Source organism: Psychrobacillus sp. 05T411 (genome assembly GCF_056396485.1).
The window spans coordinates 299,643-311,172 of record NZ_JBFTLO010000001.1 but is presented as its reverse complement, the minus strand read 5'-3'; the positions used below and the strand labels follow the sequence as shown (position 1 = coordinate 311,172).

10 protein-coding genes are annotated in these 11,530 nt (G+C 35.3%); 6 read left to right on the top strand and 4 right to left on the bottom strand.

Features of this window, described 5'->3' with window-relative positions; all coding sequences use genetic code 11:
• Window positions 1-488: 488 nt before the first annotated feature.
• Window positions 489-1,079 carry a hypothetical protein gene (locus tag AC1DFT_RS01530; protein WP_477916945.1) on the bottom strand — a complete coding sequence of 197 codons (591 nt, stop codon included), beginning with the start codon at window positions 1,077-1,079 and terminating at the stop codon, window positions 489-491.
• Window positions 1,080-1,292: 213 nt separating this feature from the next.
• Here AC1DFT_RS01530 and AC1DFT_RS01525 point away from each other — a divergent pair, with 213 nt between their 5' ends.
• Window positions 1,293-2,210, top strand: coding sequence for a tetratricopeptide repeat protein (locus tag AC1DFT_RS01525; RefSeq protein ID WP_477916943.1), 918 nt, complete (start codon window positions 1,293-1,295; stop codon window positions 2,208-2,210).
• Between the two features lie 287 nt (window positions 2,211-2,497).
• On the opposite strand, the gene AC1DFT_RS01520 is transcribed toward AC1DFT_RS01525, so the two are convergent.
• Together AC1DFT_RS01520 and AC1DFT_RS01515 are read right to left on the bottom strand one after the other, a co-directional pair.
• Entirely contained in the window at window positions 2,498-3,118 is a 621-nt protein-coding gene (locus tag AC1DFT_RS01520) for a hypothetical protein (protein ID WP_477916941.1), read from the bottom strand.
• Between the two features lie 169 nt (window positions 3,119-3,287).
• Entirely contained in the window at window positions 3,288-4,952 is a 1,665-nt protein-coding gene (locus AC1DFT_RS01515; RefSeq protein ID WP_477916940.1) for an ABC transporter substrate-binding protein, read from the bottom strand.
• Window positions 4,953-5,052: 100 nt separating this feature from the next.
• Here AC1DFT_RS01515 and AC1DFT_RS01510 point away from each other — a divergent pair, with 100 nt between their 5' ends.
• Together AC1DFT_RS01510 and AC1DFT_RS01505 are read left to right on the top strand one after the other, a co-directional pair.
• The gene (locus AC1DFT_RS01510; RefSeq protein ID WP_477916938.1) at window positions 5,053-6,276 is read left to right on the top strand and encodes an MDR family MFS transporter; all 1,224 of its coding nucleotides are present in this window, start codon (window positions 5,053-5,055) and stop codon (window positions 6,274-6,276) included.
• A gap of 78 nt (window positions 6,277-6,354) precedes the next feature.
• Window positions 6,355-6,813 carry a GNAT family N-acetyltransferase gene (locus tag AC1DFT_RS01505; protein ID WP_477916936.1) on the top strand — a complete coding sequence of 153 codons (459 nt, stop codon included), beginning with the start codon at window positions 6,355-6,357 and terminating at the stop codon, window positions 6,811-6,813.
• Window positions 6,814-6,999: 186 nt separating this feature from the next.
• Here AC1DFT_RS01505 and AC1DFT_RS01500 read toward each other — a convergent pair whose 3' ends face one another.
• Window positions 7,000-7,692, bottom strand: a complete 693-nt coding sequence (locus AC1DFT_RS01500; RefSeq protein ID WP_477916935.1) for a ZIP family metal transporter — start codon at window positions 7,690-7,692, stop codon at window positions 7,000-7,002.
• Between the two features lie 120 nt (window positions 7,693-7,812).
• Here AC1DFT_RS01500 and AC1DFT_RS01495 point away from each other — a divergent pair, with 120 nt between their 5' ends.
• From AC1DFT_RS01495 to AC1DFT_RS01485, 3 genes are read left to right on the top strand one after another with little or no spacing between them, the layout of a single operon-like run.
• Entirely contained in the window at window positions 7,813-9,177 is a 1,365-nt protein-coding gene (locus AC1DFT_RS01495; RefSeq protein WP_477916934.1) for a spore germination protein, read from the top strand.
• Window positions 9,174-10,268 carry a GerAB/ArcD/ProY family transporter gene (locus AC1DFT_RS01490; RefSeq protein WP_477916932.1) on the top strand — a complete coding sequence of 365 codons (1,095 nt, stop codon included), beginning with the start codon at window positions 9,174-9,176 and terminating at the stop codon, window positions 10,266-10,268. Before AC1DFT_RS01495 ends, AC1DFT_RS01490 begins: the two co-directional genes overlap by 4 nt.
• Window positions 10,265-11,389, top strand: a complete 1,125-nt coding sequence (locus tag AC1DFT_RS01485) for a Ger(x)C family spore germination protein (protein ID WP_477916931.1) — start codon at window positions 10,265-10,267, stop codon at window positions 11,387-11,389. The genes AC1DFT_RS01490 and AC1DFT_RS01485 overlap by 4 nt, the downstream gene beginning before the upstream one ends.
• The last annotated feature ends 141 nt before the right edge of the window (window positions 11,390-11,530 follow it).

Genomic DNA, 11,530 nt, shown 5'->3' with positions numbered 1-11,530 from the left:
CTATGATTTTCGTTACAGGATGGACGCTTTCCGCCGGGTGAGCGATGAGCCTTCACCGACGCTAACGCGTGCGATGTGAAGTCTCATCTGCTCACGTGGAACAAAGGCTAAGTACGCCACATCGTGTGGCAACGCCTTCGTGACCAACATCCTGTTGGCCTCGGCAGGAGTCGCCATCCTTTCACGAAAATCAACGGAAAATTGCTTACCTATTCAGTAACGACTTGCTAAAAACAGGCTATTATCCATTTTATTCAATTGATGCATCCAGAAAATGGCTAAGGGCAACAGATCGGTCCCTAAAAGCAATCAAACCAACATGAGAGCAACCAAATTGCTGGTGAGAGCAACCAATTCTCAAAACAGCAAGTTCACTTTGATTGAGACACCTATGACTACGACACATTATCCCTATTATATGTGTTATTCCATTCAATGTTCTCGGTTGCAAAAATCGGAGCAAAGACATGCGCATTCGACTTTTCTTTTTATTTCCCCGTTAAGGTAGGGTGCTCCCAGTAACTATCGGCAACTGCGCTAAAATTACTCATTTTAAAATGTTGAAAATTGATTTTATCCAATGTTTCTCTACTCATTAGTACAACCATCACGTCCTCAATTTCTACATTCCCAAATGGGTCTGTGAGGGGGGCTTGAACGATGAAGGTTGCCTGGTTTACATTAGGGTGGTCTTTCATCGATTTCATATAATCAAAAGCAGTATTTAGCGAAGCGTGTTTGAGTGTTTTAGCTGTTGAAACTTTTGTTGCCTTTATAATAACTTCTACTACACCACTTTCATATTCAGCGGATACTATCGTATTTTCTCTTTCTTCCTTTGTTGATCCGAATCTTTTTTTGATTAAATGAGCAGCAATTTCATCAGGTGCCGGCTTCTTTTCCACTATTTCTTCCATTACCGCTTCTGCCTGAAAAGCAGATGTAATTGCGTCTGCTCTTTCCACCTTTGCTAGGTCACTATCATCAAATATATTTTCAATAATGCCAACCGCTAAAATAATGATTAATATTATGAACCACCATCGTTGATAAAATGGGTCCTTCGAATTTTCTGCCAAAGTAAATCTCCTTTCTCACTGGGACAAGTCTTTTATTCTATGCAAGGTGGAGGAAATATATTTTTACATGTGTTACAATATCTCGATGCTAAACAGTCTTATATTGACATAGTCAATGTGTGACATTTTAGAGGGTGGAAGCAGAAGAAAAGTAATTACGAAAAAGTGTGAAGGCATTGGATTACTAATGTAATTTGGATAGGGGAAAAATAATTGAATATTAATCAGCAAGCTATTGAACTACTAGAAAAAAATAAATACAATGATGCTTTAAAATTATTTCAAAAAGCAGTAGATGAATCTAGAAATGTACAATCTTTAACTAATCTCGCTTGGATTTATTGCTATGAAGAAGAGGAAGATACAACAGCAATGGATCTGCTGGAAGAAGTTATCACTATGAATCCCTCTTCTTATTTTCCATATAATATTTTAGGTGAGATTTATATTAGAAAAGAAAAGTGGCAGCCTGCAAAAGAAGTACTGATAAATTCAATTGCCATTCAAGCTACCAAAGCTGCTTATAATAATTTAGCGATTGCACACTACCATTTAGGAAACTTAAAAGAGGCTTCGAAGTTATTTTTAATGGCTTCTGAGAACTCTGATAATGCAATGTATAGTCATGTAAAATGTTTGATCGAGTTAGGAAATTCGGATGAGGCAATTAGGAAACTTGGTGAGTTTTCAGAAAATGAAGAAGATTTTGTTGGAGAAGTAGAAGTAGCTGATTTATATGTTGAGTTAGGTAGCTTTCAACTAGCAATAGAATGGTTCGAAAAAGGGTGGAAAACTTATTGGAAGCAGCCTAATTGGATTAGCCGATATGTATATTCACTGCTCCAACTAAATGATGTAATTCGTGCACATAAAATAATAAATGAAGCTATCCATCAAAAAATAAACGAGATCAAAGAAGCTAGGGAAGAAGAATATGACGACAATTGGTTAGAAAGTGATAAAGAAGCATACATAAATGAATTACTTGTTGAAAAAGTGGAATACGAACAAACAATTGATCGTATCTCGTCTGGTCACTTTCCAAGCATGGAGTTTGATACATCAATCAAGACGGGATGTTACTTATTTGGTTGTGTCCGACATAATCATCCCGAATACAAAGAGAAGTAAAAAGAGTGACCTGTAAGGATCACTCTTTTTATGCTGTCATAGCTGCTCGGAGGGGAAGAAAGGAAGTTTCAAATCCTACGCACCTAATGACCCGAGATTTGAAAGAATGTTAAAATTTGAATATTGAGCTTTCATAATTAAGAGCGTTAAATGTTAACATTTAAAGTTTGAAGGTTAAGCTTTAAGCTTTTTACCATTCGTTAAAATTAGTTGGATGCAGGGTTTGACCCAGACCCTGCGCCGGGGAAACTTTCTTCTTTTTCGCCAAAACAGCAAGTTGTAATAAGTTAGTCAATAGAGATAAATGTTCGAGCATTGATTTCGCTTAATGCTACATCTACATCGTCTTCAAAAGTCTCGATATCTTGCGTCATTTTTGAAGCAATTGTATTAACATTGACAGGGTCGATCAGCTTCGTTTCCTCCGATTCCCAAAAAAGCTTTTTATATCCTTCCACTGCCGTTAAGTCTGTTTTGCCCTCTTTGGAAATCATATTATTTAGCTGTGTGTCTAGTCTGTCTTGGGCTAGTTCGTTTTGTTGTTCGACTCTTATTTGTGCTTGACCATAATCACTGTTCATTTTTCGTAGAAGTGTCTTTTCGACTTCAATAAAGTTTTTACGCTCTATTGCATCAGCGACTGTCATCTTTACTCCAGCAACTTCTACAATTGTTTTCGCATTGGATTCAACGACTGCTGTTTTTATTTGTTTTCTACGATTCATCAAATCTTGTATTGATTGAATATTTTCTTTTGCTTTATTTTCGAATTCAGTGACTGTTTTAAAGCCAGCTATATTTTCTTTCGGCTTTTTGGATGTGGCAAAAGTTGTTTCATTAATCTTCTTTAAAATACGTGCGTCCAGTGTTTTTAATTCGCGTAGGGCTCTTGTGATCGTGATATCCATTCAATTGTCACTCCCATTGTCGGTCATTCTATATAAATACCAGTATATAGTAATATATCTATCATTTCAAAATATTAAATGAAATAATACTCATAAAAGATAGACTAATCTTATAAACTTTTGCATGATGTACAATCTATGTTCTTGCATTTTTACTGTTCAATCTTCCTCATTTGGTCAAGTTATCTTCCAATTCTGGTCGTACCCAAAGCTTAGAAAAATCTACATAACCAAAATGCTTGATCTTAATATTCATCAAGTCCGCGGAGAAGGGGATTTGTCGTTTTGAGTAATATAATGGAATCATGATCGAGTTTTCAATAAGTGTTTTTTCTACTTTCAAATTTAATGCTGTCCAATCCTCAAATGGCGTATGGGCATATTCGGCTAAAAAGTCGTTAATGGTTGGATCCTTTTTTAGAATTCCAGCTAAAGAAGAATAGCCATTTTGGAGAAAAGAGAAAAATGAAAAATTTTGATTCATCTCGAATACTTCTCCGTGAATAAATAGGTCAACTTGTTCGTTATCATTTTTGTTTAAAACGGTATCTTTGAATGAAACCCATTTTAGTTCAATAGGGATACCCTCTTTTTCTAATATATCCCTTAACAATAAAGTTGCATTTTCTGTATAATTCACTATTTTTAAAACGAGTGGTTCCGAAAAATGGGGCTTCTTTACTTCGGGTAAAGTATACGTTTTACTTTGACCAATAAGGCACCCTTGGTAATTTGGAGTGTAGCGAGATTCGACTTGACTTATTTCATGGCGGTACTTTGAAATTACATAGTGTAAATAATTGCGTACTTCCAGATGCTTGATGGCTGTATTTCTAAATGTATTCATCATTACTACATAAAAGCCAGAATCGCTTTCTACAGGAAATGTCTGCTGTTCTTCGCCAAGTGCAGAGGAGCGATACACGACGTCAAAATCTTTTGGAACTTGAACAAATTCCACTACGTCTAGTAAAGCTCTTTCTCCATAATAATCATTAAATGCTATTAGAGTAGTTATTTGGTCATTGTTTTCCTGGATGTAAAAACTACCTGTTCCTATAATATTATTTTTATTTTCTTTATAAATACTCGCATTTAACGTACCTAGCATGTATAAACAATAGCTGCATCCATTGGGAAAATAAATATCAATGATGAGTGGCGTTACAGCGACTATCTGTTCTACAGGATCCCATAAGTCTTTATAATGCGGATGATTGCGTAGTTTTTCTAAACAATAGGCTACATCGTCAGCTGTTAAAATAGATCCGTCATGAAACTTAATATCTTTTTTTAAATAAATTCGGAGCTTTGTCTCTAAGACGTCCCAGCTATGGGCAAGTTCGGGTGAGACAATACCACTTTCATCGACTGAAACTAGCCGATTAAAAATTGTTGCTACAATATTAGCGCTATGTACATCAGCAGCTTCGATAGGATGTATCGTCAAAAATGGATATTTTCTTGGCACAATAAGCTTGTCTTTTGTACTTTGAACATAGCCAAATTTTGAACGAAGCTTTTCCATTAAACGTAGTTTACTATCTATTGACCAGTCTAGTAATAAATATTTACTGCTAATTTCCACAGGGTCTTCATCAATCATCTTCATAAGCTGATCTTCTAAAATGGACTCAACATTTTTTAACCATTGAAGTTTTGATATTTTTCCTCTACCGCGACCAGCTGTAAATGTTAGCCATCCATCTGTAGACCATTTTTGAATATATCGTGCTGTTTGCTTAGGGCTTAATTGAAGTAAGTCAGCTATTTCATATTGTTTAACGTTTCCTGAAGGGAGAAATTTCCATAATGTCAACAAATATTTATCCATGATGTGCTCCTTTTGTAAAAGTGGACATTTATTATTAAAGTGTCCATTTTTCAATCCCTAAGTCTAGTTTAATATACATAAGACAGAGGAGGCCTGCAACATGTCTTGGAAAAACTATCCACAAAATATTAAAGTTCGGTTAATCACATCTTTTTTTAATCGAGCAGTATCATCAGCAGTGATGCCATTCATGGCATTATTTTTCGCTCAGGAAATGAGCAAAGTTTGGGCAGGTACCTTTTTAATATGTACCGTGTTTATTAGCTTTTTTGTTAATTTAATTGGGGGTTATATTTCCGATCGTTTTCCACGGAAAAGGGTATTGGTTCTTACTTCATTTTTAAGTGCCTTGATGTTTTTTATGATGACAATTAGTTTATTCCCTAAAGAGAATATCATTTGGCTTTTTGCTTTAGCTTATGTAGCTTATATTGTTACAAGTAGCCTTGGGAGACCAGCAATGCATGCTATTATTATCGATTCTACCACGCCAGAAAATCGGAAGGAAGTGTATGCGGTCGATTATTGGCTCGTGAATTTATCGATGGCTATTGGTGCTGCATTAGGTGGCTTATTGTATATAAATCATCAAATCGAGCTATTTGCGGTCCTATCGTTTACTTCGATTTGTCTACCGATTGCTTATAATATTTGGTTGGTTGATGAACATACACAACGTTTTGAAAAGCGACATAATAATGTTTTCCTTGATTTGATTCAAAATTACAAAGTGGCATTTCAAGATCGACCATTTGTTAAAGTAGTCATAGGTTCTATGTTTATCTTTGCAGCAGAGTTTACATTGAATAGTTATATTGGTGTTCGCTTGGCAGAAACATTTAAAATTGTACATATCGGGGATTTTCAAGTTGCGGGTGTGCGTATGTTAAGTATTCTTAATATCGAGAATATGTTACTCGTTGTATGCTTTACATTTTTGATCAATAAATTTACAGATAGATTCAGCAAGAAAAAGGTTTTGTTAAGTGGTTTAATCATATATAGCGTAGGCTATATTACCATTACTTCTGCTAATACATGGTACATACTAATTTTGTTCAATTTCATCGCAACGATAGGTGAACTTATTTATTCACCAGTGCTCAATGCCGAGCAGGCGAACATGATTCCTACGGATAAACGAGGTTCTTATTCTGCATTCTCGAATTTTTCTTTTAGTGGAGCGGAGCTAATCGCTCGATCAACTATTATAATAGGTGCATTTTTGATACCTACGATGATGTCTGTATACATAGGGATTTTATTAATGATTGGGATTTTCCTAGTATATACAGGATTTTTTATCAAAAGGGCGCACCATTAAATTTCTAAATCGAGAGGAATTGTTAATTGCTTTATAGAATATAAGATTGTTCCGGTAATTTCGTTAGGAGGAAGTAGTATGAGTTCAAACATAATATCGCAAGTCACCATTGTTAATGCTTTAGATAATTTAGATTGGAATGAGCTAGAGCGGCTTTTTATAGATGTGGAATGGGACGGTTTTCCTAAACATAAGTTGCAACAAGCATTTAATTCAAGTTATTTAGTTTCGTTGGCGTATTTAGAAGGAAGGCTAGTAGGTTGTGGAAGAGTTGTGACGGACGGAGTTTTCTACGGCTCGATTTACGATGTCATTGTGCACCCTGAATTTCAAGGCATGGGGATAGGCCAGAAAATGATGACAGATATTCTAACTCAGTGTAGTGATATTTTCTTTTTACAGCTTACTGCTACACATGGGAGAGAAGGCTTTTACGAGAAACTGGGGCTAAGAAAGCATAAAACAGCCATGGGAAGATACACACATCCAGCCCCTGCGAAAGAATATTTAGAGGAACTGAATGTAGTAAAAAAATGATAGACAAATAGCATGTTAAAAAAGACTTTGCTCAATTCATGAATAACAAAACGGCAGAAGAAGTTCTTCCTTTTCTTCTGCCGTTTTATAGTTTGGTTGCTTTCGAGGTCACTTTGATTGCTTACTCATACGTTTTGGTCTCCCTTATCCATATATTAGTAATTAACGGCAGAATCCCTTACCTAATTAGAACACCATATGAAACCCAAGGCTAAAAAGATAACCTGTTAGGACAAATAGTACGGATGTCCTCAGTGACACTTTCCGGACATTATGTAAAATAAATTCTTTTACACTTGTAAGAGCGATCAGCCCAATAGAAACACCTAATAATATACTTTGTGCCTTCATGCTTAGTGAAATATGATGACCAATCCAAATAAATAGACAAAAGCATACCGATAAACCAATAAAAGAAAGGAATAAGCCAATTATTTTCTGTCCTTGTGCAAGAAATATAGAAGTAAGCGCAAATCCTTCAGGGATATGGTGCAAAATGGTGGAAGTTGAAATGCTGAGAGCGAAAGAAGATTCACCTAGCAAGTTTCCGATCGTTAAGCTTAGAGGAATCGTATGTATGAAAAGGGCGATTACTAACAAGTAGACAGAGGAGCTATGTTGTTCAGATGAAAATAAAAATTTGTTCACAAGAAGTAGAAACAAAAATCCAATAAATATACCTAAAGCGATGCCGGGTGATTTATATACTTGGAATGCTGATGGAATAATGTCTAGTACAAGTAGTCCTACTAAGAATCCTCCACATAACAAAGCTAAACCTTCATTGGAATGACCGAATAGTTTAGCGATTATCCAAGCGATTCCTGCCCCTAAATTGACACTTAAAAATAGAAATCCCCCAAGAACTAATGTACTCAACTGTTCTCATTCCCCTGCATAAAAAATAATTTCCATTAAAACTTCTTGTCAGTAGGATTGAATCATATTCATTCGGTTAACCTAAGCCTATCGAAGATTCTCTTTATTGGAGGTTTGTATATGACGAATTCAAAAGAGAACCCAACGGCGCCTATGTTGATGGATGAACTGAAGAAGCAGATGAATCCTTCTTTTGATGTTATGCTAATTCCTTTACAACTAGAAGAAGAAGTGGCATTTCTTCTCTATTTAAAAACGGCTGTCGATGGAGATAAATTACAAAGCGTCATTATTAAGCCGTTTTTCGAAATGAAGTCGGCACAGCATTATGGGGCTTATATTCAGTCATCACCGGATCTTCTAGCTATTAAATCAGAAGATAAAATTCCACTTGAACTAACAAAGGGAAGTGTGTTAATAGCAGTTCAACAACACTTTTTTCTAATAGATGTGAAGAAAGTAAATACTAGTACAGTACAGCAGACGCTTATGGAACCGACTGTATATGGACCCCAACAAGCATTAAGTGAGGACATTCTTACTAACTTGAATATCATTAGACATCGTTATAAGGAGCCTACTCTAAAGATCGAAATTTTGGAGTTAAAAGATAAAACTCATAATGATATAGCTATTATTTATGATGCGAAAACAGTAAAGCCAGCTATATTAACAACTATTCGGAAGAGAATTAATGAATTAGATTCACCCCTTATTCAATCAGCTGGGGAGCTCCAACTTTACTTAAATGGTAAAAGGTTTACACTATTTCCAACCTTAATGTTAACCGAACGACCTGACCGTATCTGCTATAACTTAGATGCCGGTAAAGTGATTTTAATGATTGATGGAAGCCCGCATGCCTTGATAGCGCCTGTTGTCTTTTTTGATTTTATGGTATCGATGGAAGATAACTATCATTTATTTTGGATTACTTCGTTTACGCTTGTACTACGATATTTTGGGCTGATAACCTGTTTAGTATTGCCAGCTTTGTATGTTGCTATCACATCCTACAATCCAGACATTTTTCGAACGGAGTTAGCTTTAACCGTCGCTGGAAGTAGGATTGGCGTACCTTATCCATCTTTTATAGAGGTTCTATTTATGCTCGTGTTTATGGAGCTTTTAACAGAAGCGAGTATTAGGCTTCCGAAAGCGATTAGTGCCACGGCAACAACAGTAGGTGGTTTAATATTGGGTACAGCGGCAACGGAGGCGGCATTGACTTCCAATATCATGATTATCATCGTGTCGGCAGTAGCCATTTCTAGTTTTGTCATCCCGATCAACGAGATGAGTTTTTCGATTAGATTTTGTAGATATATTCTGTTAGCCTTTACAACATTTTTTGGGACAGTTGGATTTATACTTGGCTTTTTAGGAATACTCATGTTTTTGATCAATAAAGAAAGTTTTGGAGAACCTTATTTAAAAATGTATTGGAAAAGCAGAAGGAGTGAAAAAGGGGTGAAAAGCGAATGAGTCGCTTTCTTTATTATTTTATATTTCTTACGATGATTTCCAATATCATTGCCTCTGTTCCTAAAATTCTGTTGTTTGAAAGCAAAAGCGGGGCAATTCCTTCTATGATTGCTGCTGTTATTATTGGAACTATACTTATATATATAATCGTTAAATTATTCAATTCTTTCCCCGGTAAAAATTTGCCGGAAATCTTGAAAGCACACACTCCAAAGTGGTTTGCTTACCCGGTGCTTTTTTACTTTTTTTTATATTGGTTTTGTGCCGGGCTTATTACCCTTATTACCTATGTATTTTTATTTATTACTTTTTTCGCGCCAGAAACTTCCATTGTGATTACGACATTTGCGTTTGTCCTCGTTATTTCATTTGGAATATTGATGAAATCTAGGAGTATGTTATACATGGCGGAAATTGTAATCGTTTTATTTATTCCTTTAATTTTCTTTCTATTGATAAAATTTTATGTGAACCCTAAACTTGATTGGGATTTTATAAAGATTTCCATGATGCATGTGAACCACGTTCCTTCTTATTGGGCCTTTGGTGCTTCCCTTTATTTATTTGTTGGGATTGCCGATTTGGTCATATTCAATGAACTTTTTACCAAAAAACATAAAATAGGATGGAAACACGCCCTAATTATTGGGTTAACAGGCGTTGCTGTATTGTTTACTACATTTTTTGTACCAATTGGGTATAACGGGGTGGAACAGATTGCTGATCTTACTTTTCCATGGGTATCCACTAGCGATTCGATACGAATGAAATATGGTCCAATAGAACGAGTTATTTTTATTTTTATCTTATCCTTCTTAGGGATAGCATTTGTGAGCTTATTATTACATTGGCATGTTGCTTTGAAATTATTAGAAAGCATTTTCGAATTTAAGCGCTTGAAATGGAAAGGAAAAATGTTGGCTCCTTATATTTTCGTCACTATATTTGGCATAATATCTTTAGTTTTAACGAGAAAACTGACACAGTATCAATTATTCAAATTTTCGAACTACTTCTATGGATCTCTGCCTATTTTTTTTGCGGTACTAATCATTTCCTTAGTTATAGTGAAAAGGAGAGCAAAATTATGAAGCATCGATTCAAAAGTTATAAAATACTTGTTGTTGCAGCTATATACATTTCTTGTGTTTCAATTGTGGCTGGGTGTGGATTTAAAGATATTGATAAGCGAGTTTTCATTACTGGTATTGGTGTAGACCCTTCAGAAAAAGAAGATGGAGGGTATAAGGTGACATTAAAATTATCATTACCTGTCGCTTCTATTAAATCGTCCTCTGGTCCTAATTATGAATATCTGGTTTACGAAGGGGAGACGCTTGCTGAAGCAATTCGCATTTTAGAAACACATACAGATAAAGTACTAGAGTTTGGACATGCTAAAATTATCGTTATTAACGAGGAACTCTTACAAGATAATGTGAAGGATTTTATGGATTACTTTATCAGACGTAGTGATATTCAGTTAATAGCCTGGGTAGCAGCTGCTAAATCTTCTGCAGAATCTATTTTACGAGTAGAACCGGCAGCAGAATCCGCAGTATCATCTACACTTGTAAACTTTTTTGGTAGTAGTGGTACGGATAGTCCTTTTATCACCTCCACTTTCCTTTATGAATTTAGAAAAGATATGTTGTCAGATGGCGTGGATGCGGTATTACCTCTTGTAGAGGCAACAGAAGATAAGAAGGAGTTAATCGTCAATAAATCGTTAGTTGTGAAAGAAAAATCAAAACCATTTGAGTTATCCTCTGAGCAATCAAAATATTACAATACTCTTCTAAATGGAATGAGCGGATTCAGCTATAAAGCAGAAGAAGGAGATCTAACTTTAGTGATCAATATGGAAAAAACAAATGTCCATTATAAAATAATGATGGACAATGGAAAGCCAACTTCCATTAAGGTGAATATAAAAATGATTGGCGTAATTGGACAATCGAATAAAAACCTTTCTTTAAAAGATTTAAAGAAGTATGACAAAATAGCATCAATGGCAGTGAAAAAAAAGATTGAAGATTTTCTCACTGCAGTTCAAGAACAAAATCTTGACCCAATAGGTTTTGGATTAAGATATAGAACAATGATGCTTTATGATAAAAACACGATTTCCGAATGGCAAAAAGCATATCCTGATTTACCGATTGATGTGAGCGTTGATGTAGCTCTTAAAGGTACCGGAGCAATTGAATAAAAATGAAAAAACCTCTTTTGGTGAAGAAAGAGGTTTTTTCGTTTCTTCTGACTTCTTAGGAAGTTTCCCTTTCTAATGTAATCATTGTCCGTTAATATATAATTAAGATAATTTTATTTACATAGGGGGAAGCGAGAGCGT

Excerpts from the sequence above, each read along its gene's own strand:
- AC1DFT_RS01520 (WP_477916941.1), bottom strand. The coding sequence starts at position 3,118 with ATGGATATCACGATCACAAGAGCCCTACGCGAATTAAAAACACTGGAC.
- AC1DFT_RS01515 (WP_477916940.1), bottom strand. The coding sequence starts at position 4,952 with ATGGATAAATATTTGTTGACATTATGGAAATTTCTCCCTTCAGGAAAC.
- AC1DFT_RS01510 (WP_477916938.1), top strand. The coding sequence starts at position 5,053 with ATGTCTTGGAAAAACTATCCACAAAATATTAAAGTTCGGTTAATCACA.
- AC1DFT_RS01505 (WP_477916936.1), top strand. The coding sequence starts at position 6,355 with ATGAGTTCAAACATAATATCGCAAGTCACCATTGTTAATGCTTTAGAT.
- AC1DFT_RS01495 (WP_477916934.1), top strand. The coding sequence starts at position 7,813 with ATGACGAATTCAAAAGAGAACCCAACGGCGCCTATGTTGATGGATGAA.
- AC1DFT_RS01490 (WP_477916932.1), top strand. The coding sequence starts at position 9,174 with ATGAGTCGCTTTCTTTATTATTTTATATTTCTTACGATGATTTCCAAT.
- AC1DFT_RS01485 (WP_477916931.1), top strand. The coding sequence starts at position 10,265 with ATGAAGCATCGATTCAAAAGTTATAAAATACTTGTTGTTGCAGCTATA.